18 protein-coding genes are annotated in these 26,987 nt (G+C 69.1%); 7 read left to right on the top strand and 11 right to left on the bottom strand.

Going from position 1 to position 26,987, the window contains the following annotated elements; genetic code table 11:
- Window positions 1-18 precede the first annotated feature (18 nt).
- Window positions 19-1,485 (top strand): aminotransferase class V-fold PLP-dependent enzyme, encoded by a 1,467-nt coding sequence (locus OXQ95_RS08350; protein ID WP_267381156.1) that lies wholly within the window; start codon window positions 19-21, stop codon window positions 1,483-1,485.
- A 22-nt stretch (window positions 1,486-1,507) separates the two neighbouring features.
- Here OXQ95_RS08350 and OXQ95_RS08345 read toward each other — a convergent pair whose 3' ends face one another.
- A complete protein-coding gene (locus OXQ95_RS08345; RefSeq protein WP_267381155.1) occupies window positions 1,508-3,124 on the bottom strand; it encodes an alkaline phosphatase D family protein in 1,617 nt (538 codons plus the stop codon).
- A gap of 94 nt (window positions 3,125-3,218) precedes the next feature.
- On the bottom strand, window positions 3,219-3,953 hold the full coding sequence (locus tag OXQ95_RS08340; protein WP_267381154.1) for a FadR/GntR family transcriptional regulator: 735 nt from the start codon (window positions 3,951-3,953) through the stop codon (window positions 3,219-3,221).
- Between the two features lie 293 nt (window positions 3,954-4,246).
- Here OXQ95_RS08340 and OXQ95_RS08335 point away from each other — a divergent pair, with 293 nt between their 5' ends.
- Complete coding sequence (locus OXQ95_RS08335; RefSeq protein WP_267381153.1) at window positions 4,247-5,815, top strand: alpha-L-arabinofuranosidase C-terminal domain-containing protein; 1,569 nt, start codon at window positions 4,247-4,249, stop codon at window positions 5,813-5,815.
- Window positions 5,816-5,864: 49 nt separating this feature from the next.
- A complete protein-coding gene (locus OXQ95_RS08330; RefSeq protein WP_267381152.1) occupies window positions 5,865-8,735 on the top strand; it encodes a beta-galactosidase in 2,871 nt (956 codons plus the stop codon).
- Window positions 8,736-8,786: 51 nt separating this feature from the next.
- Here OXQ95_RS08330 and OXQ95_RS08325 read toward each other — a convergent pair whose 3' ends face one another.
- The 3 genes from OXQ95_RS08325 to OXQ95_RS08315 form a co-directional block, all read right to left on the bottom strand.
- On the bottom strand, window positions 8,787-9,728 hold the full coding sequence (locus OXQ95_RS08325) for a Gfo/Idh/MocA family oxidoreductase (RefSeq protein WP_267381151.1): 942 nt from the start codon (window positions 9,726-9,728) through the stop codon (window positions 8,787-8,789).
- Window positions 9,725-10,750 carry an AraD1 family protein gene (araD1, locus tag OXQ95_RS08320; RefSeq protein WP_242097234.1) on the bottom strand — a complete coding sequence of 342 codons (1,026 nt, stop codon included), beginning with the start codon at window positions 10,748-10,750 and terminating at the stop codon, window positions 9,725-9,727. Before araD1 ends, OXQ95_RS08325 begins: the two co-directional genes overlap by 4 nt.
- An 89-nt stretch (window positions 10,751-10,839) precedes the next feature.
- The gene (locus OXQ95_RS08315; protein ID WP_267381150.1) at window positions 10,840-12,372 is read right to left on the bottom strand and encodes an aldehyde dehydrogenase (NADP(+)); all 1,533 of its coding nucleotides are present in this window, start codon (window positions 12,370-12,372) and stop codon (window positions 10,840-10,842) included.
- Window positions 12,373-12,585: 213 nt separating this feature from the next.
- Here OXQ95_RS08315 and OXQ95_RS08310 point away from each other — a divergent pair, with 213 nt between their 5' ends.
- Both OXQ95_RS08310 and OXQ95_RS08305 read left to right on the top strand, forming a co-directional pair.
- Window positions 12,586-13,335 carry an SDR family NAD(P)-dependent oxidoreductase gene (locus OXQ95_RS08310; protein ID WP_267381149.1) on the top strand — a complete coding sequence of 250 codons (750 nt, stop codon included), beginning with the start codon at window positions 12,586-12,588 and terminating at the stop codon, window positions 13,333-13,335.
- Between the two features lie 49 nt (window positions 13,336-13,384).
- A complete protein-coding gene (locus OXQ95_RS08305) occupies window positions 13,385-14,260 on the top strand; it encodes an SMP-30/gluconolactonase/LRE family protein (protein ID WP_346731937.1) in 876 nt (291 codons plus the stop codon).
- A gap of 37 nt (window positions 14,261-14,297) precedes the next feature.
- Here OXQ95_RS08305 and OXQ95_RS08300 read toward each other — a convergent pair whose 3' ends face one another.
- Together OXQ95_RS08300 and OXQ95_RS08295 are read right to left on the bottom strand one after the other, a co-directional pair.
- Entirely contained in the window at window positions 14,298-14,828 is a 531-nt protein-coding gene (locus tag OXQ95_RS08300) for a pseudouridine synthase (RefSeq protein ID WP_267381148.1), read from the bottom strand.
- On the bottom strand, window positions 14,825-15,508 hold the full coding sequence (locus OXQ95_RS08295; RefSeq protein ID WP_267381147.1) for a nitroreductase: 684 nt from the start codon (window positions 15,506-15,508) through the stop codon (window positions 14,825-14,827). Before OXQ95_RS08295 ends, OXQ95_RS08300 begins: the two co-directional genes overlap by 4 nt.
- 161 nt (window positions 15,509-15,669) lie before the next feature.
- Between OXQ95_RS08295 and OXQ95_RS08290 the strand changes: the two genes are divergently transcribed.
- Together OXQ95_RS08290 and OXQ95_RS08285 are read left to right on the top strand one after the other, a co-directional pair.
- Window positions 15,670-17,199, top strand: coding sequence for a peptidase S10 (locus OXQ95_RS08290; protein ID WP_267381146.1), 1,530 nt, complete (start codon window positions 15,670-15,672; stop codon window positions 17,197-17,199).
- A 56-nt stretch (window positions 17,200-17,255) separates the two neighbouring features.
- Window positions 17,256-19,310: a S9 family peptidase gene (locus OXQ95_RS08285; RefSeq protein ID WP_267381145.1), complete on the top strand. Its 2,055-nt coding sequence runs from the start codon at window positions 17,256-17,258 to the stop codon at window positions 19,308-19,310.
- Between the two features lie 3 nt (window positions 19,311-19,313).
- Here OXQ95_RS08285 and OXQ95_RS08280 read toward each other — a convergent pair whose 3' ends face one another.
- The 4 genes from OXQ95_RS08280 to clpB form a co-directional block, all read right to left on the bottom strand.
- A complete protein-coding gene (locus OXQ95_RS08280) occupies window positions 19,314-21,425 on the bottom strand; it encodes a M3 family metallopeptidase (protein WP_267381144.1) in 2,112 nt (703 codons plus the stop codon).
- Between the two features lie 8 nt (window positions 21,426-21,433).
- Window positions 21,434-22,771: an amidohydrolase family protein gene (locus OXQ95_RS08275; protein WP_267381143.1), complete on the bottom strand. Its 1,338-nt coding sequence runs from the start codon at window positions 22,769-22,771 to the stop codon at window positions 21,434-21,436.
- Entirely contained in the window at window positions 22,768-24,201 is a 1,434-nt protein-coding gene (locus tag OXQ95_RS08270) for an amidohydrolase (RefSeq protein ID WP_267381142.1), read from the bottom strand. Before OXQ95_RS08270 ends, OXQ95_RS08275 begins: the two co-directional genes overlap by 4 nt.
- Before the next feature lie 113 nt (window positions 24,202-24,314).
- Window positions 24,315-26,894 (bottom strand): ATP-dependent chaperone ClpB, encoded by a 2,580-nt coding sequence (clpB, locus tag OXQ95_RS08265; protein ID WP_267381141.1) that lies wholly within the window; start codon window positions 26,892-26,894, stop codon window positions 24,315-24,317.
- Between the last annotated feature and the right edge of the window lie 93 nt (window positions 26,895-26,987).

Genomic DNA, 26,987 nt, shown 5'->3' with positions numbered 1-26,987 from the left:
CACCGCACAAGGCTCGCCATGGATCAGAAACGCGCACCGCTCGTCGAGGCCCTGGCCGCGATCGAACGGGTTACCGTCACCGGCTTCGGGGCGCCGGGGCACAATCAGGGTGCCGCCATGCCGACGGGGATGCGTGCGCTGCTCGGCAAGCGCGTGTTCCGGGCGGATGTGCTGACCCCCAAGGGGCTGGACGACCGCACCGAGGCGAAGCTGGCGGTACAGCGCGCGCACGAACTCGCCGCCGAAGCGTGGAACGCGGATTTCTGCCGCTTCGTGACCGGCGGATCGACGCAGAGCCTGCACACCGCCATCGCCGCGGTCGCGGGCCCCGGCGACACGATCCTGATCGCCGCCAACGCGCACAAGGCGGAACGCGCCTATGCGCTCGCCACCGGCCTCGACGCGGCGATCGTGCCCGTCGCGATCGATGCGGCCTGGGATATCGAACATGGCGTGATGCCCGACGCGCTACGCGCCGCGCTCACGGCGCATCCGGCGGCCAAGGCGTTCGTCCTGGTGAGCCCCACCTATTTCGGCGTGACGGGCGACGTCGCGGCGCTGGCCGATATCTGCCACGATCACGGCATCCCGCTGATCGTCGATGCCGCCTGGGGCGGCGCCTTCGCCTTTTGCGAGGGGCTGCCGGACGATCCGCTGACCAAGGGCGCCGACATCGCGGTGTACAGCGCGCACAAGACGATGGGCGCGCTGGCGCAGGGGTCGATCCTGGTGGCCAAGGGCGATCTGGTCGATCGCCAGCGGCTGTGGATGGCGTATGAGCTGTTCGAGACGACCAGCCCGTCGGTGCCGATCATGGCGACGCTGGACGCCACGCGGCGCGATCATGCGCTCAACGGCGAGCAGCTCTGGACGGCGGTGCTCGACCTCGCGGCAGGCTTGCGCCGGCAACTCGCCGCGATCGCGCCGCTGCGGGTGTTCGGGCGCGAGGACCTGCCCGCCGATACCGATCTGGATTCGACCAAGGTGCTGGTCGACATCTCCGCGCTCGGCGTGTCGGGCTATGCGATCGACGACTGGCTCTATGCGAACCACCGGATCAGCGTGGGGTTATCGGACGCGCGCCACCTGCTCGTCGTGCTGTCGCTCGGGACGACGCGGTCCGATATTCGCAAGCTGGTGCGCGGGCTTCAGGATCTGGTGACGAAGCTGGCCGCCGATCCGGCGATGCTGCCGCCCTGTTCCGCTACGCCCGGCATCGGCACGCTGTCGGTCGAGATGGCGATGGGCGGGCAGGAGGCCCTGTCCGGCGTGGCCGAGCTTATCCGCTACGAGGATGCCACGGGGCGGATCGCCGCCGAGATGATCGCGCCCGCGCCGCCCGGCGTGCCCCGCCTGGTGCCCGGCCAGCGGATCACCGCCGCGCATGTCGCGTGGCTGGTGGCGAACCGCGATGCGGGCGCGTTCATCATCGATCCGGTCGATCCCACCGAAGCCCGCGTTCGGGTCGTCGTCACCGGGGGGTGACGGCCCGTGCTTCCCGCGCGGATCAGGCCATCCGGTTCGTTCCGCGCCGCACGGTGGCGCTGTGCCCGATCGAGCCGGCGGGATTGCGCGTCCGGATCGTGTCCATCATCACCCAATCGTTGGTCACGCGGTCCGCGGCAACCGTCATCGCCATATAGCCGCGGCGCGACGTGTCGCACCATTTCAGCTCGGGATTGGCGCCGACGAGCGCGGCGGCGACGATGCGCGGATCGGTGTGGATCCCGCCTTCATAGCCGGGCGACGTCACGCTCTGCCCGGCGAACTCGACCGCGGCGGCGTGCCCGTCCTGCGCCAGATCATAGGCCCAGGCGTTGTGGCTGTCGCCCGAGATCACCACCGTGTTGCCGCCCAGCGCCTGCGCCGAACGAAGGAAGCGTGCGCGGGCCGCGGGATAGCCGCCCCAATTGTCGTAATTGAACGGCAGCCCCGCCTTCGCCGCCGTGATTCCTGCGGTGACATAGTCGCGCGCGCGCGGGTCGGATCCGCCCAGCCACGTCGCCGCATCCGCCGGCATCAGCGTCTGCCCCATGATCGTGCCGAAGCCGACGATCTGCCACGGCCGGCCGCTCGTCACCGAGGCGCGCATGGCGTGGGACAGCCACACCTCCTGCTGGCTGCCCATCATCGTCATCGCGGGGTCCATCCAGGCGCCGTCGCGGAACGTCTTGAGCGCGGTCGCCGGGTCCGCCGATTTGAACAGCGCGGCGACATCGGGCTGCTTCGTCCGCGCGAGCAGCCGCGTCTCGGTGCGGAACAGCGTCGCCAGGCCGCCGATGTCATAGGCCTTCCACGGCTCGTCCGACACCGGCATCCATTCGCGATAGGCCTGGATGGCCGCGGCGCGGCGCGGGTTCCAATCGCCCTGCGTCTTGGGATCGTGGTTTTCCGCACCCCATTCATAGCTGTCGTTCGCGCTTTCGTGATCGTCCCACTGGACGATCATCGGCAGCTTCCGGTGCAGCGCCTGCAGATCGGGATCGGCGCGGTAGCTCGCATAGCGCAGCCGGTAATCGGCCAGATGCACCGTTTCGGCCGCAGGTGCCGGCACGCGGCCGGGAACGGCATCCTTGGCGAGCGGATAATGATCGGGGGCATATTCGTAGAAATAGTCGCCGAGGTGGATCGTGCAGTCGAAATCGTCGCGCGCGGCGGCATGGCCATAGGCGTTGAACCAGCCATAGCCCATGTTCGAGCACGAGAAGATCGCCGCGCGCCACGGCCGCTTCCCGTCGTCGGGCAAGGTGCGCGTCCGGCCGACGGGCGAAAAGGTGCCGTCGGGCGCGACGAAGCGGAAATGATAAGTCCGCCCGGGCTTCAGGCCATCCACCGTGATCTTGGCGGTGTGGTCGCGCCACGGCCCGGTGATCTGCGCGCCGCCGGCGACGACATGCGCGAAATCGGGCGTTTCCGCGATCTCGGCGCGCAGTTCGACCGCGCCGCCGTTCGCCGGAACGTAGCGGGTCCACAGCAGCGCGGAGTCGGGGCCGGGCTCGCCGCTGGCGACCGCATGCGTGAAGCCGGTCAGGCCGCCCACCCCGGCCGCCTGGACGAAGCCGGGGATCATCAACGCACCGGCGCCCAACACGCCCGTGGCCAGCAGAGAACGGCGATCGATCATGGCACACCCCTTTTCGGGCTTCGGCTTGCCAGCCGAATGTTGTGCAATGATGACAAGCGGGTGGCCGTGTCGCCGCCGCGAACCGCGGCGGCGCTCAGGCGGTGAGCGCAGTCTCCGTGTCGCGTTCGGCCTGTTCGATCAGCGCGACGGTCGCCTCGCGCGCGGCGGCGGGATCGCCCGCCGCGATCGCATCGAACAGGGCGCGGTGTTCGGGCATCGGATCGCGCGGCGAGCGTTGGCGACGATATTTGAAATAGGTCGTCCACCGCACCGCCGCCGCGATGCTGCCCGACAGGCTGACCAGCAGCTCGTTGCCCGTCGCCTCCAGGATGATCGCATGGAATAGCTGATCGGCCGCCTGGCCCTCTTCGGTGGTGAGCTTGTAGGCGTCCATCGTCTCCAGCGCATGGCCCATGCGCGAGAGCTGGTGCGACGTCCGGCCCACCGCCGCCAGTTCAGCCGCCGCCGGCTCGACGATCATCCGAAGCTGGAACAGGCTGCGCACGAAGCCGAGCGAGGGTTCGCCCTCGAACATCCAGGCGAGCAGATCGGGGTCGAGCAGGTTCCACTGGCTGCGTTCGCGCACCCGCGTGCCCGATTTGGGCCGGCTGTGAAGCAGCCCCTTGGCCGAGAGCATGCGCAGCGCCTCGCGCACCACGCTGCGGGATACGCCCAGTTTTTCCGCCAGTTCGATCTCGCCCATCAGCAGCGCGCCCGGAGCGTGCACGCCGGTGACGATCGCCACGCCGAGTTCCTTCGAAATCGTGACATGGGCGGGTTCGCGTCGCGCGACTTTTACCAGGCGGCCTCTCCTTGGATCGTGCCGCATCTACTGAACCAAGCCGCGGGACGAGGCAAGGGCGGGCTTGCGGGCGGCGACGAAAAGCGCTTGCAATCCCCGCGAATGCCAGAATAAAGTCAGACAAGAGGAAGGGGGAACCCAATATTCGACGACAGGGTCGTCGATCGTCCGTCGCGTCGTGCCCGCTGGCGACCCAGGCCATGCGCCGCACCCACGCCTGCGCTTCGTCGATCTGCCGACCTTCCTCCCCGATCGCCCTGACCCCGATCGTCCTGACCAGCGCCTCCCCCGCCTTGACGGCATTTTGCCCGGAGACCGACATGATCCGCAACATGATGACCACGCTGGCGCTGCTGCTGGCCCTTCCCGCCGCCGCGCAGACGGGCGCCCCGGCGCCGACGACCGGCGAGGCGCCCGATCAGGTGACGGTGCATGGCGACCAGCCGGCGGCGAAGTTCAACCGGCGGCTGTTCGGCCAGTTCGCCGAGCATCTCGGCCACGGCATCTACACCGGCATCTGGGTCGGCAAGGGCAGCCCCATTCCCAATGTCGACGGTTATCGCCGCGACGTGCTGGATGCGCTGAAGGCGCTGCGCGTCCCCGTGATCCGCTGGCCCGGCGGCTGCTTCGCCGACGAATATCACTGGCGTGAAGGCATCGGCCCGCAGGCCGGGCGCAAGGTGAAGATCAACACCAACTGGGGCGGCGTCACCGAAGACAATCGGTTCGGCACCAACGAATTCATGGATTATTCGGAGATGGTGGGCGCCGACGCCTATGTCTCGGGCAATGTCGGCAACGCGCCACCGTTCGAGATGGCCGAGTGGATGGAATATATGACGTCCCCCAGCGGATCGTCGCTCGCCAAGGAGCGCGCCGCCAACGGCCGCAAGGAGCCCTGGAAGGTCGCGATGTTCGGCATCGGCAACGAGCTGTGGGGCTGCGGCGGCAACATGCGCCCCGAATATGCCGCCGACGTGACGCGGCGCTACAGCACCTTTCTCAAGCCGGGCGGCGGCCAGCGGGTGATGAAGATCGCCAGCGGCCCCAATGTGGACGACACCAACTGGACCGAGGTGATGATGCGCGAGGCCGGCGGCGCGTTCGACGGGATCGGCATGCATTACTACACGATCCCGTTCGACTGGTCGCACAAGGGCACGGCCACCGGCTTCGACGAGGACGGCTGGGCACGCACGCTGGCCAAGACCGAGCGGATCGACGCCCTGATCGCCGGCCATGCCGCGATCATGGACAAATATGATCCCGCCAAGCGCACCGCGCTCCTCGTCGACGAATGGGGCACCTGGTACGATGTCGAGCCGGGCACCAATCCCGGCTTCCTCTACCAGCAGAATTCGCTGCGGGACGCGCTCGTCGCCAGCCTCAATTTCGATATCTTCGCGCGCCACACCGATCGCCTGCGCGGCGCCAACATCGCGCAGATGGTCAACGTGCTCCAGTCGATCCTGCTGACCGACGGGAACCGGATGGTGAAGACGCCCACCTATTGGGCGTACGATCTGTATAAGGATTATCAGGACGCGGTGGTGCTGCCGGTCGACGTGCAGTCGCGCTGGTACAACAAGAACGAGTGGACGCTGAAGGCGGTGAGCGCGAGCGCGGTGCGCGGGGCCGACGGCACCGTCCATATCGGGCTGACGAACGTCGATCCGAACCGCGCGGAAACGGTGACCGTCCGGCTGGCCGGGGTGACGGGCGCGGGCGTTACGGGGCGCATCCTGACCGCCGCGACGATGGATGCGCACAATACGTTCGAGGCGCCCGATGCGGTGCGGCCCGGCGCCTTTACCGGCGCGCAGCTTTCGGGCGGCACGCTGCAGGTGACGCTGCCGGCCAAGTCGATCGTGATGCTCGATATCCGTTGAGACCGGATGCGGGCGGGGTGCCCGCATCGTTTTTGAGAAAGAGGGCTCTATGCCGATGAACGCGATCCGACGCCGGGCGATGCGGCTTCTTGCCACCTGCGCCTCGCTGGCGCTGCCGATCGGGGTGGTGGCGGCCCAGTCCGCACCCGCGCCTGCACCCGCGCCCGCCCCTGCATCGGCGCCCGCGCTATCCAGCCGCGTCACGTTCGACCGGCACAGCTTCCGGGTCGACGGCAACCGCGTCTATCTCTGGTCCGGCGAATTTCATCCCTATCGCCTGCCGAGCCCCGCATTGTGGCGCGACATCTTCGAGAAGATGAAGGCGGGCGGCTTCAACACCGTCTCGATCTATTTTTCCTGGGGCTATCACTCGGCGGCGCCGGGGCGTTACGATTTCACCGGCATCCGCGACATGGACCGGCTGCTCGATGCGGCGCGCGACGCCGGGCTCTACGTCATCGCCCGGCCCGGCCCCTATATCAACGCCGAAGTCGACAGCGGCGGCTTTCCCCTGTGGCTGTCGACGCGTCCGGTGCGCAACCGCAGCACCGATCCGGCCTATCTCGCGCTCGCCGACGAATGGCTGGGCCGGATCGACCGCATCATCGCGCGCCACCAGATCGACGGCGGCCACGGCACGGTGATCGCCTATCAGGTCGAGAACGAGTTCTACGACGGCTCGGACGCGGGCCGCGCCTATATGGCGCATCTGGAGGAGAAGGCGCGCGCGGACGGCATCACCGTGCCGCTGGTCGGCAACCACAACGGCACCTTCGTCTCCGGAGTGGGGGCGGTCCAGGTCAGCGGCTGGGATCATTATCCGCAAGGCTTCGACTGTTCGTCGCCCAACCGCTGGAAACCGGCGCCCGACATGGCCGACGAACATGGCGTGGACCAGCCGATCTTCGCCGCCGAATATCAGGGCGGCGCCTTCGACCCCTGGGGCGGCCCCGGCTATGCCAAATGCGCCGAACTCATCAACGACCGGTTCGCCGACGTCTTCTACAAGAGCAACGTCGCGGCGGGCGCCACCGCGCAGAATTTCTACATGGTCTATGGCGGCACGTCCTGGGGATGGCAGGCGATCCCGCAAAACTACACCTCCTACGACTATGGCGCCGCCATCACCGAGGCGCGCCGGTTCGATCCGAAATATCATGCGATGAAGCGGATCGGCTATATGCTGGCCGCGCTGCCGCCGCTGCTGGCGGCGGACGCGGCGAAGCCGGCGCGGCTCGACGATCCCGCGGCGATCGACATCGCGCGCACCGATCCGGCATCGGGCACGCAGTTCCACCTGATCCGCCACGGCGATTCCACCGCGCAGACGGTCACCGCGACGCATCTCGCGCTGGAAACGCGCGATGGCCGCTATCCGGTGGTGCCGCAACAGCCGGGCACCGCGCTGACGCTCGACGGGCGTTCGGCGAAGCTCCTCGTGGCGGGCGCGGATCTGGGCGCGGCGCGGCTCGTCTATTCCACCTCGGAGGTGATGACGCAGGCGACGATCGGTGGCCGCGACGTGGTCGTGCTTCACGGCGTGCGGGGCGCCGCGGGCGAGACGGTGCTGCGCTTCGATCGGCCGCCCGTCGCCAGGACGCTCGCCGGATCGGTAGAGGCGCGCTGGGAGAACGGCCGCGATCTGCGGCTGAACTACAACCATCAGGGGCTGGCGCGGGTGCTGGTGACGGGCGGCGCGCGTCCGCTGCTGCTGCTGCTCGCCGACGATCAGGCGACCGAGCATCTGTGGCGGCAGGAGACGGCGGCCGGTCCCGTGCTGCTGCTCGGCTCGGACCTGTTGCGCAAGGTCGAACTCACGCGCGGCACGCTGGCGCTGCACGGCGATGCGGGCGCGGATCCGGCGATCGAGATCTTCGCGGCCAGCGCGACCGCGGTGACGTGGAACGGCAAGCGGCTGGCGACGACACCGACGCCATCCGACGGCCTCGCCGCGACGCTGCCGACGCCGCAACCCGTGGTGCTGCCCGCGCTCGACCATTGGACGCGCCGCGCCGAAGCCCCGGAAATCCAGCCGGGCTTCGCCGACGGCACTTGGCGGGCAGCGAACCTGACGGCGAGCGCCAGCATCACCAAGCCGGGCTCGTTGCCCGTGCTGTTCGCGGACGATTACGGCTTCCACACCGGCAACACCTGGTATCGCGGCCATTTCCGCAGCAACGGGGCGGCCGACGCGCCGACCGGGCTGCGCCTCAAGGTGCAGAGCGGCGGCGACGGCGGTGCCTATACCGCTTGGCTGAACGGGCATCTGCTCGGCAGCGTGTCGGGCAACGAGGTGGCGAGCTTCGGCTTTCCTGCCGATGCGCTGCGGCGCGGCGACAATGTCGTATCGGTGCTCACGGTGAACATGGGCCACGAAGAGGATTATAATTCGAAGGGCGAGAACCGCACCGCGCGCGGGATCGTCGCCGCGGTGCCGATCGGCGCACCGGCCGATGCGATCGCGTGGCGTATCCAGGGCCGCCGCGGCGGCGAGGGCGCGACCGATCCGGTGCGCGGGCCCTATAACGAAGGCGGTCTCTACGGCGAGCGCGAGGGCTGGCATCTCGAGCGCGGCGGCGGTGCGGCGTGGAAGCCCGCGACGCTGCCGGCCGCCGATGCCGCCGCCGGCGTCACTTGGTATCGCACCGAAGTGGCGCTCGATCTGCCGCGCGATGCGGATCATTCGCTGGGGCTGGTCATCACCGATCCGCCGGGCCGGCATTACCGCGCGACGTTGTTCGTGAACGGGTGGCAGTTCGGCAATTACGTGTCGGATCTGGGCCCGCAGCACAGCTTCCCGATCCCCAACGGCGTGCTCGATCCGAACGGCCGCAACACGATTGCGATCGCGGTATGGAAGCTGGACGGTTCGGCCGGCGGATTGGGCGATGTGTCGCTCACCCGATACCGGGATCGCTGACGATCCCGGGATCGGCCGGCCGGGGATTGGCCGGCCGGCCGCCGCCGGATATCAGTCGTGGAAGGGCTCGACCGACTGGATCCGGCCGCGCAGGAAGATGTCGGCGACGAGGCGCAGCGGGCTGACGTCGACATCGGACACGCCGGCCCGGACGATCGCGGCGAAGCGGCTGTAGAGCCCGGGATATTCGCCGTGAAGATCGACGTTCGCGGTCGGTGCGGCGGCATCGTCGATCGACAGCTCCGCGCCGCCCTTGGCCAGTTTCAGCGTGCCGGCATCGGTCTCGACCACGATGTCCCAACTTTGCGGGCCCTCCTGGCGGAAATCGAGATCCATTTCGATCGGCGTGCCGCCGGTGTCGCGGAACGCGACGCGCGCGGCGATCGGCGCGGCACGATTGGCGGGAATGTCGAGTTCGGCCTCTTCCACGAAGAACGGCCGCGGCAGGATCCGCGTCGCGATCGACAGCGCGTTGATGCCGGGATCGAACACGCCGAACCCGCCCGGTTCCCAGATCCAGTCCTGCCCCGGATGCCAGATGCGCACATCCTCGCGCCAGACGATCCGGGCACTGTGGATGGTGCGGTCGGCGAGCCAGTGGCGCGCCGGCTCCACGCCGTCGGCGAAGCGCGAATGCCAGCTGGCGAACAGGCTCACGCCGCGCGCGGCGGCGGCGTCGCGCAGCGCGATCGCCTCGGCGAGCGTCGCGGCGGGGGGCTTTTCGAGAAAGACGTGCCAGCCCTGTTCGATCGCGAATTGCGCGATCGCGCGGCGCACCTGCGGCGGCGTGCACAAGGCCACCGCATCGACGGCCACGCCGCTGGCGGCCAATTCGCGGATGTCGTGGAAGAACGGCCGGCCGTCGATGCTGGCGCCGCTGCGGCTGACGGTGGCCGCAAGATCGAATTTGGAGGTGCCCGCGATCGCGGGCAGATGCTGATCGTGGGCGATCTTGCCCATGCCGACGAGCGCGAGGCGGATCGGCGCGGTCACAGTGCGCGCACCGAAACGGACGCGGCATCGGCGATCGTCAGCGGGTTGCGCAGCGGCAGCGCGAAGGGCGCCGCCGCGATCTCGAACACGTCGCCGGCCCGGGTCGCCACATGATCGGCGAACGACAGGGTGGCCGTTCCGAAGAAATGGACATGGATGTCGCCCGCGCGCCGGAAGCCCGGATATTTGAAGTGATGCGCCTCCAGATTGGCGAGATGGTGCGACATATTGTCCTCTCCGGTCAGGAACGGCTTTTCCCACAGCGTCGCGCCGTCGCGGACGATCCGGCTGGTGCCGCGAATATCGGCCGGCGGTTCGCCCAGCAGCAGTTCCGCGCCCAAGGCCGCCTGCCGCAGCTTGGAATGCGCCAGCCACAGATAATTATGGCGTTCGGTGACATGGTCGCTGAATTCGTTGGCGAGCGCGACGCCCAGCCGCCAGGGCGTGCCGTCCTCGCCGATCAGGTAGATGCCGGCCAGCTCGGGCTCCTCGCCGCCATCCTGCGCGAAGGCGGGAGACGCCAGCGGCCGTTCCGGGCCGACCAGCGACTGGCCGTCGCCCTTGTAGAACCATTCGGGCTGCTGGCCGGTGATGCCCGTCGCCGGCTTGCCGCCCTCGACCCCTTCCAGAAACATGCGCATCGAATCGGTCGGCCGCTCGGCGCTGGCGGCGGCCTTGTGCATCGCATCGCGCCCCGCGGCCGAGCCGAGATGCGTGAGCCCCGTGCCCGCCAGCACCAGGCGGGCGGTATCGGGATGATCGATCGCGGGCAGCAGGCGCCCCGCGGCGAGCTCGGCGGCCGGATCGACGCGCGCGCCATCAGCATGCCGCCGGGCGGTGTCGAGCAGCGAGGCGCCCTCGGCGATGGCGATCAGCGCCAGCTCGCGCGTGGTCGCCACACCCGAGAGGAACGTCGCCGCATCGCCCTCCGCCAGGATGACCCGCCGCTGCCCGTCATCGTCGCGATGCTGGAGCAGGCGGGGCTGCACCAGGTTGGGCTGGCGCATATCGGTGGCGGTCATCGCGAATCCTTCCCCTTCGGAGCGCAGACGGGCCGTCGGCCGTCGGCGCTCTCATTATTTGTCCGGCAATAGAGAGTGGGGCGTGACCGTCAAGCGGGTTTGCCGTCGACCAGCTTCGGGCCGTCCGCCCCGTCGCGCAATTCGGCGGGCAGCAGCATTTCGGGGAGATCCTGATAGCAGACCGGGCGCAGGAAACGATCGATCGCCATCGTCCCGACCGAGGTCGAGCGGCCGTCCGACGTGGCGGGGAAGGGGCCGCCATGCACCATCGCATGCGCCACCTCGACGCCGGTCGGCCAGCCATTCGCCATGACGCGGCCCGCCTTGCGCTCCAGGATCGGCACCAGCCGGCGCGCATCGTCATGATCCGCCGGGTCGAGATGCAGCGTCGCGGTCAACTGGCCCTCGACCGATTCGAGCACGGTCGCCAGCTCGTCGAGATCGCGACAGCGGACCACCAGCGAGGAGGCGCCGAACACCTCCTCGGTGAGCGCGGGATCGGCACGGACGGCGGCGGCGTCGGTGGCGAACAGGCGTGCCATCTCGCGCGCGACGCCATCGCCTTCGAGCCCGGCGGCGAGCTCGCGCACCGCGGGATTGCCCGCCAGCGCGGCGGTGCCCTTCGCGAAGGCGGCGCGGATGCCGCCGGTGAGCATCGGCTGCGGCGCATGCTTGCCGAGCGCGGCGGCGGCGGCGGCCTCGAACGCGTCGAGTCCCTCGCCCTCGATCGCCAGCACGAGCCCGGGATTGGTGCAGAACTGCCCCGATCCCATCGTCAGCGAACCGACGAATGCCTCGCCCAGCGCCGCGCCGCGTGCGGCGAGCGCGGCGGGCATCAGCACCACCGGGTTCACGCTCGACATCTCGGCATAGACCGGGATCGGCACCGCGCGCGCCTGCGCCAGCCGGACGAGCGCGAGCCCGCCGCCGCGCGAGCCGGTGAAGCCCACCGCCGCGATCCGCGGATCCTGCACCAGCGCGGCGCCCAGATCGTTGCCGGGGCCGCGGACATGGCCGAACACGCCGTCGGGCATGCCGGTGCGCTTGGCCGCCGCGCGGATCGCGCCGGCCACCATCGCGTCGGTATTGGGATGCGCGGGATGGCCTTTGACGATCACCGGGCAGCCGGCCGCCAGCGCAGCGGCGGTGTCGCCGCCTGCGGTGGAAAAGGCGAGCGGGAAGTTCGACGCGCCGAACACCGCCACCGGGCCGAGCGGCATCATCCGCAGGCGCAGATCGGGGCGGGGCAGGGGCTGGCGATCGGGCATCGCGGGATCGATCCGCACCTGCCGCCAGCGGCCGTCGCGCACCACCTGCGCGAACAGCTTCAATTGGCCGACGGTGCGGCCGCGCTCACCCGTGGTGCGGCCGAGCGGAAGCCCGCTTTCGCGCGCGGCCATGGCGGGCAGCGCGTCGCCCAGCGCCATGATCTCGTCGCCGATCGCCTCCAGAAAGGCGGCGCGTTCCTCGGCGCCGATCGCGCGATAGGCATCGAACGCGGCGGCGGCGGCGGCGCATGCCTCGGCCACGTCCGCCAGCGTGCTGGCGGCATGCGCCGGCTCGATCGGTTGCGCGGTGGCCGCGTCGATCCCGTGAAATTCCTGCACGTCCGGGCCTGCCATCACTCGATCCTCATATGTCCGACAACCATGCCTTTATAGGGTCGGGCCGGCGCGACGGCAACAACGCGGCGGATTTGGCAGAGCCCCGCGCGCCCGGCCCTTGCGAGCGCGGACAGGATTTCTTACGGATCGCGTCCGTCGACGGCGCCGCCGCATGACGCTGCGAAAAGCCGGAATCCGGTTGGGAAAAGGCCGGCTGTAAAAAGGATCGTCATGAGCAAGACCGCCCTCATCACCGGCGCGACCTCGGGTATCGGGCGAGCCGCGGCCATCGCCTTCGCCGCCGCCGGCTGGCGCGTGATCGCGACCGGGCGGCGGGCGGACCGACTTGCGGCGCTGCGTGCCGAGATCGGTGCCGATCGGCTGCACCCGGCGGTGTTCGACATCTGTGACGAGGCCGCGCGCGATGCGGCGCTGGCTGACCTGCCGGACGCGTTCCGCGACATCGATCTGCTCGTCAACAATGCCGGCCTCGCGCTCGGCACCAAGCCCGCGCAGCAATCCGACCTGGCGCAGTGGCACACCATGATCGCGACGAACGTCTCCGCGCTCGTGTCGCTCACCCACCGGATGCTGCCGGGCCTGATCGAACGGCGCGGCGCGATCATCAACCTGTCGTCGGTGGCCGCCACCTATCCCTATCCCGGCGGCAACGTCTATGGCGGCACCAAGGCGTTCGTCACGCAGTTCACGCTCGGCCTGCGCTCCGATCTCCACGGCACGGGGGTGCGAGTCACCGCCATCGAGCCGGGCATGGTGGAAACCGAGTTCACCGTGGTGCGCACCGGCGGCGACCAGGCCGCCTCCGATACGCTCTATGGCGGGGCCACGCCGATGACCGGCGGCGACATCGCCGCGACCTTGCTGTGGGTGGCCGAACTGCCGCCGCATCTGAACATCAACCGGCTCGAGCTGATGCCGGTCAGCCAGTCGTTTGCGGGGTTCCAGGTCGCGCGGGGCTGAGCGTCGGGCGTCGTGCCGCGACGCCATCAGGGGGAGAATGCAAGTGTCGATGATGAAGCAACCGGATGTGACCGTCGCCTGGGAAGTGGGGGCGCTGCTCGGCGAGGGGCCCGCCTGGATCACGGCGGATTGCGCCTTGTGGTTCGTCGACATCAAGCGCGGCAACCTCCACCGGCACGATCCGGCGACTGGTGAAAATCGCAGCCTGGCGATCGGCGGCAGCCCCAGCTTCGTGCTGCCCGACGATGACGGCGCGCTGCTGGTCGGCAATGGCCGCGCGTTGCAGCGGGTGGTGGACGGGCGCGTGTCCGAGACGATCGCGACGATCGCCATGCCCGCGCACAATCGCACCAACGACGCGACGGTCGATCCCGCCGGGCGCCTGTGGCTGGGCACGATGGACGACGGGGAAACGCAGGCCACGGGCGCGGTCTACCGGTTCGACGATCGCGGGGTCACGCCGGTCGGCGGCGCGTGCACGATCACCAACGGCCCCGCGATCAGCGCGGACGGGCGCTGGCTCTATCATGTCGATACGCTGGGCGGCACGATCTGGCGGTTCGACATCGCCGCGCGGAACACGCTGGAGGACGGCACGCTGTTCGCGACGATCGCCCCCGAACACGGCCATCCGGACGGCGTGACGCTCGATGCGGAAGGCCATCTCTGGGTGGGGCTATGGGGCGGCTGGGCGCTGCGGCGTTACGCGCCCGACGGCACGCTCGTCGGCGAGGTCGCGATGCCCTGCGCCAACGTGACCAAGATGGCGTTCGGCGGCCCCGATCTGCGCACCGCCTTCGTGACGACCGCGAGCGTCGGCCTGTCCGACGCGGATCGGGCGCGCCAGCCGCTGGCGGGCAGCCTGTTCACCTTCGCCGCGCCGGTGGCCGGATCGCCGCTGCCGCGCATCGCACTGCCACGCTGAACGGACGCGGGGTCAGGGAAGAGGGGCGGGGAGCGGATCAGCCCTCGCGCCAGCGGCCGGGCGCGAGGCCGTCGAGCGTCCAGTCGCCGATCCGCGACCGGACGAGGCGGAGCGTCGGATGCCCCACCGCTGCGGTCATCCGGCGCACCTGGCGGTTGCGGCCCTCGCGGAGGGTCAGCCGCAGCCAGGCGTCGGGCACGGTCTTGCGGAAGCGCACGGGCGGGTCGCGCGGCCAAAGCGCCGGGTCGTCGATCCGCGCGACGTCGGCCGGGCGCGTCGGCCCGTCGTTGAGCGTGATCCCGCAGCGGAGCCGATCGAGCGCGGCCTCGTCCGGATCGCCCTCCACCTGGACCAGATAGGTCTTGGGCAGCTTGAAGCGCGGATCGGCGATCCGCGCCTGCAACGCGCCGTCGTCGGTCAGCAGCAACAACCCCTCGCTGTCGCGGTCGAGCCGGCCGGCGGGATAGACGCCCGGCCGGTCGATGAACCCCGCCAAGGTCGCGCGCGCGCCGCCATCGGTGAACTGCGCCAGCACGCCATAGGGCTTGTTGAACAGGATCAGCGTCATCCGGCGGCGGGATCGAAGCCGTGGAAGACCGCGAACGCATCCACCGGCTCGCGCGCGGCGATCACGCCGTTCACCGGTGCACCGGGATCGGCATAGCCGAGCGCCATGCCCGCCACGACATATTCGTCGTCCCGCACCGAAAGCACGCGCCGGGTCACGCTCCAGAACAGGTTCCACGCGCCCTGCGCGCAGGTGTCGAGCCCGTGATCCTTCGCCGCCAGCATCAGCGTCTGCATGAACATGCCGATGTCGAGGAAGCTCATCGCGTCGAGCTCCTTGTCGATCGTGAAGATCAGGCCGACGGGCGCATCGAAGAAGGCGTAGTTGCGGCCCCATTGCCGCCAGCTCGCCGCATCGTCGCCGCGCGCGATGCCCAGGCGCGAATACATGTCCTTGCCGAGCGTGCGCATCCGCGAGAGATAGGGTTCCTTGCGCTTGCCGGTGCGCGGAAATTCGGCGCTGTCGTCGGCGGGCTTCGTCTCGCGATGCGCCAGGATTTCGCGGACCAACCGCGCGCGCACCGCGCCCGTCACCACATGCACCTTCCATGGCTGGACGTTCGTGCCCGAGGGCGCCCGCGCGGCGATTTCGAGCAGCCGGTGCACCAGATCGAGCGGCACCGGATCGTCGCGAAACGCGCGGACGGAGCGTCGCGCGCGGACCAGTTCGTCGAATTCCATCGTCTTGATCGCTCCCGCTATTGGATGGCTCATAGGTCGGGACGCACCAGGCCGAAAGGCCGGTCGCGCTTGGCGTGGACGCTGATGCACCGTGGATGGTTGTGCGTTTGCGGCGTTGCTGCAAAGATCGGCGGATCCGGATTTCGAGGAGCCCGTCCGTCATGCCAAGCCTGCGCCCATTTCCTGCCCGTCGGTCACGATCGCGCGCCTGGCTCGCCGCGGCGCTGATCGCGGCGCTTCCGGGCGCGGCCTTCGCGGACGACGCGCAAACGACGACCACCGTGGAGAAAAAGGCCGCGGACGAGACGAAGCTGCCACCGCTTCCCGCGGACCGGACGATCGCGCAGACCGCGACCATCGGCGGCCGGACGCTCGCCTACAAGGCCACGGTCGGCACGATCCCGGTGCGCGACGAGAAGGGCAAGACGATCGGCGAGGTGGTCTACACCGCCTATACGGTGCCGGGGCGCGATCCCGCCCGCCCGGTCACCTTCGCGTTCAACGGCGGGCCCGGCGCCTCGTCGGTCTATCTCAACCTCGGCGCGGTCGGCCCCAAGCGGATCCAGTTCGGCGCGCAGGGCAACGCCCCCTCCGACACGCCGATCGCGACCGACAACGCCAATAGCTGGCTCGATTTCACCGATCTCGTCTTCATCGATCCGATCGGCACCGGCTTCAGCCGTAGCCTGGTGGATGCCGACCAGACGAAGAAGGCGTTCTACGCCAACGATCCCGACATCAAATATCTCTCCAAGATCGTCTATGACTGGCTGGTGAAGGAAGGGCGGTTGCGATCGCCCAAATATATCATGGGCGAAAGCTATGGCGGCTACCGTGCGCCGCGCATCGCCTATGAGCTGCAATCGCAGATCGGCGTCGGGGTGAGCGGCATCGTGATGGTCTCGCCCTATCTCGATCCCGCATCGGGCGACGGGGCGACCGCGCTGTCGCCGCTGCCGTGGATGATCGATCTTCCGTCGATGGCCGCGGCGAATCTGGAGCGGCAGGGCCGGTTGACGCCCGCCGCCATGGCCGAGGTGGAGGCCTATACCCGCGGCGATTTCGCGCGCGACCTGCTGCGCGGCCGTTCCGATCCGGAGGCGACGGGGCGGATCGTCACCCAGGTGACGCAGCTGACCGGGCTCGACCCCGCGCTCGTCAAGCGGCTCGGCGGCCGCGTCGACAGCCGCACCTATCTGCGCGAGGCGCACCGCGCCGACGGCACGATCGGCAGCGTCTATGATTCGAACGTTACCGCGTTCGATCCGTTTCCGTGGTCCGCCGAGCAGCGCTCCAACGACCCGATCCTCGATGCGCTGATCGCGCCGACGACGAGCAGCATGGTCGATTTCGTCACCCGCGAGGTCGGCTGGAAAACCGATGCGCGCTACAATGCGCTGTCGTTCGCGGTGAACCAGGCCTGGGATCGCGGCAAGCCCGACGACACGCCGGTGAGCGACCTGCGCAAGGCGATCGCCAACGATCCGCACATGCGCGTGCTGATCGTGCATGGTTGGGACGATCTGTCCTGCCCGTTCTTCGCCTCGCGGCTGATCGTCGACCAGATGCCCGCGTTCGGCCAAGCCGAGCGCGTCCGGCTGCGCGTCTATCCCGGCGGGCACATGTTCTACAGCCGCAACGACAGCGGCGCCGCGCTGAAGCAGGATGCGCAGGCGATCTATCGGGGTTGAGTGCGCCCGCCGTCCGCTTATGATCCTCTAATCGAACAACTTTCCGGGGAACCGTCATGATCCGCCCGCTCCTGCTGCTCGCGCTCGCCTCCGGAACCGCCATGGCGCAGGTGCCGCCGCCCGCGCCCGAGGCGGTCGGCCCGTCGCGCCGTTTCGACCCGCGCGACGCGTTCGCGCTGTCGCAGGCGAGCGACGTGCAGATCAGCCCCGACGGCCGCCGCATCGCCTATACCCGCGCCACCGGCGACATCATGACGGACGGCGACCGTCGAGAGGTCTGGCTGGTGGACGTGGCCACCGGACGCCAGACGCCGCTGGGTGTGGCGGGCAGTTCGCGGCCGCGCTGGTCGCCCGACGGCACGCGCCTCGCCTTCACCGCGCGGGCCGATGGACAAAAGCCGCAAGTCTATGTCCGCTGGATGGAGACGGGCACCAGCGCCGCGATCACGGCGCTGCCGGAAAGCCCGACCGACATCGCCTGGTCGCCCGATGGCCGGATGATCGGCTTCACGATGTTCGTGCCCGGCGACGGCACCCGGCTCGGCACGCCGATCGCCAAGCCCGAGGGCGCGAAATGGGCCGAGCCGCTGAAGATCATCGGGCAGGTCCATTACCGTGCCGACGGGGCCGGCTATCTGCGGCCGGGCTACAACCATGTCTTCGCGGTCTCCGCCGATGGCGGCGCGGCGCGGCAGCTGACGTTCGGCGCCTATGACGACGGCCGCAGCGTGGCGTGGAGCGCGGATTCGCGGCACCTGCTGATCGCGGCCAACCGCGGCAAGGATCCCGAACGCGATCCGCTCAATTCCGACATCTTCGCGGTCGATGCGAACAGCGGCGCGCTGACGCAGCTGACGACGCGGGCCGGGCCGGACGAGGGGCCGGTGGCATCGCCCGACGGGCGTCTGATCGCGTTCGTCGGCTTCGACGACCGGCTGCTCGGCTATCAGAACCACCGGCTTTCGGTGATGAACGCCGACGGCACCGGCGTCCGCGTGCTGACCGCCGGGCTCGACCGCGACGTCGGCGATCCGCAGTGGTCGGGCGACGGCCGCGCCGTGTTCGTGAAATATGCCGATCATGGCGTGACGAAGGTCGCGCGCGTCGATCTCGCCGGTCATGTGACGACCGTGGCCGAGGGGCTGGCGAGCGGCGAGCTCGATCGCCCTTATTCCAGCGGCGACTATAGCGTTTCGCGGAGCGGAACGATCGCGGCCACCATCGGCGACGCGGCGCATCCCGGCGACGTCGCGGTCGCCACGCGCGGCGGTGCGCTGAAGCCGCTGACGACGCTCAACGCGCAGCTTTTCGCGGGCAAGACGCTGGCGGCGGTGCGTCCGCTGGCGGTCACCTCCTCGGCGGACCGCCTGCCGATCGACGCGTGGATGGTGACGCCGCCCGATTTCGATCCGGCGCGCAAATATCCGCTGATCCTCGAAATCCATGGCGGCCCGTTCGCGAGCTATGGGCCGGTGTGGTCGACCGACGATCAGCTCTATGCGGCGGCGGGCTATATCGTCGTCTATGCCAATCCGCGCGGCTCGACGTCCTATGGCGAGGATTTCGCCAACCGGATCCATCACGATTATCCGAGCAAGGATTATGACGACCTGATGAGCGTCGTCGATGCCGCGATCGCGGGTGGCAGCGTCGATCCCAACGCGCTCTTCGTGACGGGCGGATCGGGCGGCGGGCTGCTCACCGCGTGGATCGTCGGCAAGACCGACCGGTTCAAGGCGGCGGTGACGCAGAAGCCGGTCATCAACTGGACAAGCGAGGTGCTGACCACCGACGGCTATACCTCGATGGCGAAATACTGGTTCGGCAAGATGCCCTGGGAAGATCCCGAGCAATATTGGCGCCGTTCGCCGCTCAGCCTCGTCGGCAACGTGAAGACGCCGACCGCGGTGATGGTGGGCGAGGACGACCACCGCACGCCGCCGAGCGAGGCGGAGCAATTCTATGCCGCGCTCCAGATCCGTGCGGTGCCGACGGTGCTGATCCGCGTGCCGAGCGCCAGCCATGGCGGGCTGGCGGATCGCCCCTCGCAGCTGGTGGCCGAGAATGCGGCGATCCTGGCCTGGTTCGATCGGTATCGCCCCAGGCCCTGATCGTCAGGGCTTGGCCGCCGGTGCCAGCCCGCGATCCTGGAGCATCGGGCCGATATCGGGATCCTTGCCGTAAAAGGCGCGGAACATGGTCGCGTAATCCTGGCTGTGCCCGCGCGACAGGACGAGATCGCGAAAGCGATCGCCGTTCGCGCGCGTCAGGCCGCCATGCGCCATGAACCAGGCATAGGCATCGTTTTCGAGCATCTGCGTCCACAGATAGCCGTAATAGCCCGCCGCATAACCGCCCGACCAGATATGCTGGAAATAGCTGCTGCGGTAACGCGGCGGCACATGCGCGACATCGAGCCCGGTCTTGGCCAGCGCCGCCGTCTCAAACGCGTCCACGTCCTGCTTCGGCGCGGTCGGGGGCAGGGCGTGCCACTGCATGTCGAGTTCGGCCGCGGCGATCAGCTCGCCCAGCGCATAGCCCTGGTTGAACTTGGCGGCCTGTTTGATCTTGGCGACCAGCGGCGCGGGCATCGGCGCACCGGTGCGGTAATCGACCGCATAATGCGCGAGCACCGCCGGATCGAGCGCCCAATGCTCGTTGAACTGCGACGGGAATTCGACGAAGTCGCGCGCCGACGCGCCGAGCGAGGGATAGGCGATGTTCGAGAACAGGCCGTGCAGCGCATGGCCGAATTCGTGAAACATCGTCGTCACGTCGTCGAAGCTGATGAGCGCGGGCTGCCCCGCGGCGGGCTTGGGCAGGTTGGCGACGTTGTACACCACCGGCTGCGTGCCGAGCAGGCCCGACTGGCCGACGAAGCTGCTCATCCAGGCGCCGCCCTGTTTGTTGTCGCGCTTGAAATAGTCGCAGTAGAACAGCCCGAGATGCTTGCCGTCGCGGTCGAACACCTCGAACACGCGCACGTCCGGGTTATAGACCGGGATGTCGTGGCGCGCCTTGAACGTCACGCCGTAGAGCTTGGTCGCGGCGAAGAAGACGCCCTTTTCCAGCACCGCGTTCAGTTCGAAATAGGGCTTTACCTGATTCTGGTCGAGATCGAACCGCGCATGGCGCACGCGTTCGGCATAGCGGTCCCAATCCCAGGGCTTGACGGTGAAGTCGCCGCCGTCGGCCTTGATGGCGGCGTCGATCTCGACGGCTTCGCGGCGCTGCTGCGCGACGGTCGGCGGGATCAGCTTGGCCATGAAGGCTTCGGCGGTCTGCGGCGTCTTCGCCATCTGGTCGGCGAGGACATAGGACGCCCAGTCGGGATAGCCGAGCAGCGCGGCCTTGCGCGCGCGCAACTGCGCGATCGTGGCGGCGGTGTCGCGCGTGTCGTTGGCATCGCCCCGTTCGCTGCGCGTCCAGCTCCGGTCGAACAGCCGCGCGCGCGTCGCCCGGTCGGACAGCGATTCGAGCGCCGGCTGCTGCGTGGTGTTCTGCAGCGGCACGACCCATTTGCCGGAAAGGCCGCGCTGGTTCGCCGCCGCCGCCGCCGCGGCGATGCCGCCGTCGCCCAGCCCGGCAAGGGCTGCGGGATCGTCCACCACGAGCGCGCCCGCCTTGGTCGCCGCCAGCAATTTCTGGACGAACGCGGTCTGCAGCATCGACAACTGGCCGTTCAGGTCGCGCAGCTTCGCCTTGTCCGCATCCGACAGCAGGGCGCCGGCGCGTACGAAGCGCTGATAGACGATGTCGAGCACCTGACGCTGCTGCGCATCCAGGCCCAGGCTCGCGCGCTGGTCGTACAGCCGCTTCACCCGCGCGAAGAGCGCCGGATCGAGATAGATCGCGTCGTTATGCGCGGCGAGTTTGGGCGCCATCGCCTTTTGCACCGCCTGGCGCGCGGGGTTGGTATCCGCCTGGTTGACCGCCCCGAACGCCGCCGACACGCGCCGCAGGATCGCGCCCGAGCGCTCCATCGCGGCGATGGTGTTGGCGAAACTCGGCGGGGCGGGATCGTCCGCGATCCGGCGCATCTCGGCGCGCTGCTCGGCCATGCCCTGTTCGAAGCCCGGCTGGTAATCGGCGTCGGTGATCCGGTCGAACGGCGGCGCCTCGAACGGCAGCGTGCTGCGCGTCGCAAAGGGGTTGTCCGCTGCCGCCACGGGGGCGGCGCCGATCACCGCCGCGGTCGCGGCCAGCCACAAGGTCGATCGCTTCATCGTCATCCTCACCGTTCATAGGCCTTGGGCAGCGTGCCTTCGCCGGCATTGCGATAGCGGTCGCGCAGCGCGCTCTGGCGCGATCGCATCGGCTGCGGCCGGCCGTCGATCCAGATCGCGACGGGCGCCGACGACAGTTCGAGCGGATCGCCGTCCCACAGCACCACGTCCGCGCGGCGGCCGGGGCGGAGCGAACCGATGCTGCCGTCCATCCCCAGCGCCTGCGCGGGCCGGGACGTGATCGTCGCGAACGCCTGCCCCCAGTCGAGCCCCGTGGCGCCGGGGGTCCGGCCGAAGCCGACGAGGTTGCCGGCATATTGGGCGAGGACATGCTCGCCGGGCGCGGTGTTGGCGCCCAGCGTCGAGATCGCCACGGGCACGCCCGCGCGCGTCATCCGGCCGACGTTCGATTCGGTCGCGGCGAGCTTTTCGAACGCGGCGGGCAGATCCTCCAGCGCGCCCGCGATCACCGGCACGCGCGCCTCGGCGATCTGGCGCGCCACCATCCACCCTTCGCTGGCGCCCACCAGCACGAGGCGGATCCTGGGATAGTCGTGCGGCAGCGCCAGCACGGCGAGGATGTCGCTGGCGCGCTCGACATGGACGAGCAGCGGCACGCGCCCGTCGATCACGCCCAGCAACGCCTCGGCATCGCCGCGCTTCAGCAGCGAATCCTTCTCGCGACCGCCAAACGTCGCCGGGCTGCGGCGATAATCCACGGCCTGGGCGAGCGCGTCGCGGAACATCGCGAAGGCGGCCGGGCGGCTGCCCCCCGCGGTTCGCGCGCCGCCTTCGCCCAGCTCGACATATTGGAACGCGCGCGCGCGTGTCACCGGCGGCGCGCCGTCGCCCAGATCGATCACCGCGCCTTGTCCTGCGAAGATCGATCCCCCCGCATCGGGCGCGACGATCGCGCGGGTGATGCCGCCCAGCCGCTCGTCGCCGATCGGTTCGGCCTGCGGGTTGATCCACGGGGCGATGTCGATCCCGGCGGCAAAGGGCGAGCGGCCGGCGCGGCTGTCGTTGCTTTCCTCGATCCCCTCGGCATCGACGAGCCCCAGATTGCTGAAGCCGGCGATCATGCCCGCCGCGATCCACTTGCCGTGCGCGTCCACCACGGTGGCGCCGGCGGGCACGGCGACGTTCGTGCCCGCCGCGACGACCGCGCCGTCGCGAAAGACGACGGTGCCGTTGGGGATCGGCTGCGACCCGTCGCCGACCGCCAGCGTGCCGCCGACGATCGCGACGGTTTGTCCACCCCGCAAAGCATCGCTTTGCAGGGACCCCGTCTGCGCGGCGGCGGGCGCCGCGACCAGCGCGGCACAGGCGAGGAGCAGGGCCTTCACTTCACGTCTCCCGAACCCGGCTGGCCCAATTCGAAATCCGATACCGGCCGGCGGTGCGGATCGTTGGCATCGTAGAGCAGCGCGCCGTCCACCCACACTTTTTCGGGACGGGTGTAGACGCTGAACGGATCGCCGTTCCACAGCACCACGTCCGCCATCTTGCCGGGCTTCAGACTGCCCGTCCGGTCGGCGATGCCGAGCGCCTTGGCCGGATTGTACGACAGCCACTCCCATGCCACCGCATCGGGGATCGCGATCCCCGCGTGACGACCCGCCGAGAGTGCCTTGGCCACCTCCTGGTTCAGCCGCTGGATGCCGTTCTCGTCGTCCGAATGGATCATCGCGCAGGTGCCGGCCTGTTGCAGCAGCGCCAGATTCTCGCGGATGCCGTCGAAGCTCTCCATCTTGAAGCCATACCAGTCGGACCAGACCGCGGCGCACACGCCGTTCGCCTTCAACAGGTCCGCGACCTTATAGGCCTCGACCGCGTGATGGAACGCGGCGACGTGATAGCCGAACTCCTTCGACATATCGATGACGTTGGCCATCTCGTCGGCGCGGTAGCAATGGTTCTGCACGCGGATCTCGCCGTCGAGCACGCCGCGCAGCGTGTCCATCGCGATGTCGCGCGTCGGCGCCTCGCCGCCGTCCTTTTCGTACTTGTCCCATTTGCGGCGATATTCGACCGCCTTCGCCCAGGTGGCGCGGTCGACCGCGATGTTGCCCATCCGCGTCGAGGGTTCGCGCCCCTTGGAGCCATAGACGCGCTTCGGGTTCTCACCGCACGCCATCTTGAGGCCGTAGGGTGCGCCGGGGAACTTCATGCCCTGCACGGTGCGGGCATAGACGTTCTTCAGCACCACCGAGCGGCCGCCGAACAGATTGGCCGAGCCCGGCAGGATCTCCAGCGTGGTGACCCCGCCATTCGTCAGCGCGCGGCCGAAGCCCGGATCCTGCGGCCACACGCTGTGTTCGGCCCAGACGTCGGCGGTGACGGGCGAGGTCGCCTCGTTGCCGTCCGAATTGGCCTGCACCGCGGGGCTCGGATAATCGCCCAGATGGCTGTGGATATCGATGATGCCGGGCGTGACCCATTTTCCCGCGCCGTCGATCACGGTCGCGCCGGCGGGCGCGTCGAGCGTCTGGCCGATCGCGACGACCTTGCCGTCGGCGAACAGCACCGCGCCGTGATCGATCCGGCCGCCCTCGCCGTCATAGACGGTCACGTCGCGGACGAGCGTGGGCACGCCGGGATAGGGCCGATAGGTGGACGGGTAGGGGTCGTGCGAATAGCCATGGCCCTTGCCGGGGCCGGAGCCCGGCGCGGGTTTGTCCGATGCCGTCTTCACCGGTGTCGGCTGGCCACAGCCGATCAGCGCCAGGGCCGTCAGCGAACCCACCCATGTTCGCGCCGCGCTTCGCAACTTCATTCCCGTCCCCCATCTGTTGACTCAGTGTAGGGGGACGCGGTCGCGCCGCACAAGCTCTCCCGTCGCGACATCCGCTGATATTCCGGTGGGAAATCAGCGGATGTCCGGGCGGATCACGCCACGGTCAGGCTCAGCTTGCCGTCGCCCTCGTCGACATGGACGGTGGCGCCGTCCTTCACGTCGCCGCGCAGGATCAGGTCGGCAAGCGGATCCTGAAGGTGGCGCTGCACCGCGCGGCGCAAGGGGCGTGCGCCATAGACCGGATCATAGCCGACCCGCCCGAGCCACGCGCGTGCGGCGTCGGTCAGGTCGAGCGTGATCTTGCGATCCGCCAGCAGCTTGCCGACGCGCGCCACCTGGAGGTCCACGATCGGCGCCATCTCGCCCATGCCCAGCCGGTGGAACAGGATGATCTCGTCCAGCCGGTTCAGAAATTCGGGGCGGAAATGGCCGCGCACCACCTCCATCACCTGCGGCTCGACGGTGGCGACGTCCTCGCCATCGCCCAGATTCGCCAGATATTGCGAGCCCAGGTTCGATGTCAGGATGATGAGCGTGTTGGTGAAATCCACCGTCCGCCCCTGGCCGTCGGTCAGCCGCCCGTCGTCGAGGACTTGCAGCAGCACGTTGAACACGTCGCCATGCGCCTTCTCCACCTCGTCGAACAGCACCACCTGATAGGGCCGCCGCCGCACCGCCTCGGTCAGCACGCCGCCTTCCTCATAGCCGACATAGCCCGGCGGCGCGCCGATCAGCCGCGCGACCGCGTGCTTCTCCATGAACTCGCTCATGTCGATGCGCACCATCGCGTTCGGATCGTCGAACAGGAATTCGGCGAGCGCCTTGGTCAGCTCGGTCTTGCCGACGCCGGTGGGGCCGAGGAACAGGAAGCTGCCGAGCGGGCGGTTGGGATCCTGTAGCCCCGCGCGCGCGCGGCGCACCGCGGTGGAGACCGCGCGCACCGCATGCGCCTGCCCGATCACGCGCTTGCCGATGATCGCCTCCATCGCGAGCAGCTTGTCGCGCTCGCCCTGGAGCATGCGGTCGACCGGAATGCCCGTCCAGCGCGACACCACCGCGGCGATGTCGTCGGCGGTCACCTCCTCGCGCAGCATCGCGCCCTCCGTCTCGCCCTGCGCCTCCTCGACCTGGCGGACCAGCGCAGGGATCGTGCCGTAGGACAGCTCGCCCGCGCGCGCGAGGTCGCCGGAACGCTGCGCCTGCTCCAGCTCGAGCCGTGCCGCGTCGAGCTGCTCCTTCAGCTTCGCGCTGGCGCCGATCTTGTCCTTCTCGCCCTGCCAGCGCGTCGTCAGCTCGGCGGATTGCTGCTCCAGATTGGCGAGCTCGCGCTCCAGATTGGCCAGCCGGTCAACCGAGGCGGCGTCGGTCTCGCGCTTCAGCGCCTCGCGCTCGATCTTGAGCTGGATGATGCGGCGATCGAGATTCTCGATCTCCTCGGGCTTGCTCTCCACCTCCATGCGGATGCGGCTGGCGGCCTCGTCCATCAGGTCGATCGCCTTGTCGGGCAGGAAGCGATCGGTGATGTAGCGGTTCGACAGGGTGGACGCCGCGACGATCGCGCCGTCGGTGATGCGCACGCCGTGGTGCAGCTCGTAGCGATCCTTCAGCCCGCGCAGGATCGAGATCGTGTCCTCGACCGTGGGTTCGCCGACCATGACGGGCTGGAAGCGGCGCTGGAGCGCGGGGTCCTTCTCGACATATTTGCGATATTCGTCGAGCGTGGTCGCGCCGACGCAGTGAAGCTCGCCGCGCGCGAGCGCGGGCTTCAGCAGGTTGCCCGCATCCATCGCGCCCTCGGATTTGCCCGCGCCGATGAGCTGGTGCATCTCGTCGATGAAGAGGACGATGTCGCCCTCGGCCGCCTTCACCTCGTCGAGCACGCCCTTCAGCCGCTCCTCGAACTCGCCGCGATATTTGGCACCGGCGATAAGGGCGCCCATGTCGAGCGCCATCAGCTTGCGGTTCTTGAGCGTGTCGGGCACGTCGCCGTTGGCGATGCGCAGCGCCAGGCCCTCGGCGATGGCGGTCTTGCCGACGCCGGGTTCGCCGATCAGCGCGGGGTTGTTCTTGGTGCGGCGTGCGAGGATCTGGATGGTGCGGCGGATCTCCTCGTCGCGGCCGATCACCGGGTCGAGCTTGCCGTCGCGTGCCGCCTGCGTCAGGTCGCGCGCGAATTTCTTCAGCGCGTCGTAGCGGTCCTCGGCCGACGCGGTGTCCGCGGTGCGGCCGCCGCGCAGGTCGTTGATCGCGGTGTTGAGCGCCTCGGGGGTCACGCCCGCCGCCTTCAGCGCCTTGCCCGCCGCGGTGTTCAGCGACAGCGCCAGCGCGACGAGCAGCCGCTCGACGGTCACGAAGCTGTCGCCTGCCTTTTTCGCAATCTCCTCGGCCTGGTCGAGCACGCGGACCGCATCATTGTCGATCCCCGGCGTCTGTTGCGCGCCGCCGCCCGACACCTGCGGAATCTTCGCCAGCGCGAGATCGGTTTCGGAAAGCGCGCGGCGCGCGTCGCCGCCCGCCTTGGCGATCAGCCCAGACGCCATGCCCTCCTCGTCCTCGAGCAGGCTCTTGAGGATATGTTCGGGGGCGATGCGCTGGTGGTTCATGCGGATCGCGACGGTCTGCGCCGATTGGAGAAAGCCCTTGGCGCGGTCGGTGAATTTATCGAGGTTCATGGGTGATCCCTGTCTGACTTGGCGCGAAGATGGTGTGATATTTTGGCCACACAAGGGGTGGCCGCCATACGATGCAGGTTATACAGCGCGCAT

The sequence above is a fragment of the Sphingomonas sp. GC_Shp_6 genome, assembly GCF_026540835.1.
Lineage (GTDB): Bacteria > Pseudomonadota > Alphaproteobacteria > Sphingomonadales > Sphingomonadaceae > Sphingomonas.
The sequence above is the reverse complement of the archived record's forward strand: the minus strand, read 5'-3'. Positions and strand labels throughout refer to the sequence as shown.

Bases quoted from the DNA above. Each gene is read 5' to 3' on its own strand.
- OXQ95_RS08350 (WP_267381156.1), top strand. From the start codon at position 19: ATGGATCAGAAACGCGCACCGCTCGTCGAGGCCCTGGCCGCGATCGAA.
- OXQ95_RS08345 (WP_267381155.1), bottom strand. From the start codon at position 3,124: ATGATCGATCGCCGTTCTCTGCTGGCCACGGGCGTGTTGGGCGCCGGT.
- OXQ95_RS08340 (WP_267381154.1), bottom strand. From the start codon at position 3,953: ATGCGGCACGATCCAAGGAGAGGCCGCCTGGTAAAAGTCGCGCGACGC.
- OXQ95_RS08335 (WP_267381153.1), top strand. From the start codon at position 4,247: ATGATCCGCAACATGATGACCACGCTGGCGCTGCTGCTGGCCCTTCCC.
- OXQ95_RS08330 (WP_267381152.1), top strand. From the start codon at position 5,865: ATGCCGATGAACGCGATCCGACGCCGGGCGATGCGGCTTCTTGCCACC.
- araD1 (WP_242097234.1), bottom strand. From the start codon at position 10,750: ATGACCGCCACCGATATGCGCCAGCCCAACCTGGTGCAGCCCCGCCTG.
- OXQ95_RS08315 (WP_267381150.1), bottom strand. From the start codon at position 12,372: ATGGCAGGCCCGGACGTGCAGGAATTTCACGGGATCGACGCGGCCACC.
- OXQ95_RS08310 (WP_267381149.1), top strand. From the start codon at position 12,586: ATGAGCAAGACCGCCCTCATCACCGGCGCGACCTCGGGTATCGGGCGA.
- OXQ95_RS08305 (WP_346731937.1), top strand. From the start codon at position 13,385: ATGATGAAGCAACCGGATGTGACCGTCGCCTGGGAAGTGGGGGCGCTG.
- OXQ95_RS08300 (WP_267381148.1), bottom strand. From the start codon at position 14,828: ATGACGCTGATCCTGTTCAACAAGCCCTATGGCGTGCTGGCGCAGTTC.
- OXQ95_RS08295 (WP_267381147.1), bottom strand. From the start codon at position 15,508: ATGGAATTCGACGAACTGGTCCGCGCGCGACGCTCCGTCCGCGCGTTT.
- OXQ95_RS08290 (WP_267381146.1), top strand. From the start codon at position 15,670: ATGCCAAGCCTGCGCCCATTTCCTGCCCGTCGGTCACGATCGCGCGCC.
- OXQ95_RS08285 (WP_267381145.1), top strand. From the start codon at position 17,256: ATGATCCGCCCGCTCCTGCTGCTCGCGCTCGCCTCCGGAACCGCCATG.
- OXQ95_RS08280 (WP_267381144.1), bottom strand. From the start codon at position 21,425: ATGAAGCGATCGACCTTGTGGCTGGCCGCGACCGCGGCGGTGATCGGC.
- OXQ95_RS08270 (WP_267381142.1), bottom strand. From the start codon at position 24,201: ATGAAGTTGCGAAGCGCGGCGCGAACATGGGTGGGTTCGCTGACGGCC.
- clpB (WP_267381141.1), bottom strand. From the start codon at position 26,894: ATGAACCTCGATAAATTCACCGACCGCGCCAAGGGCTTTCTCCAATCG.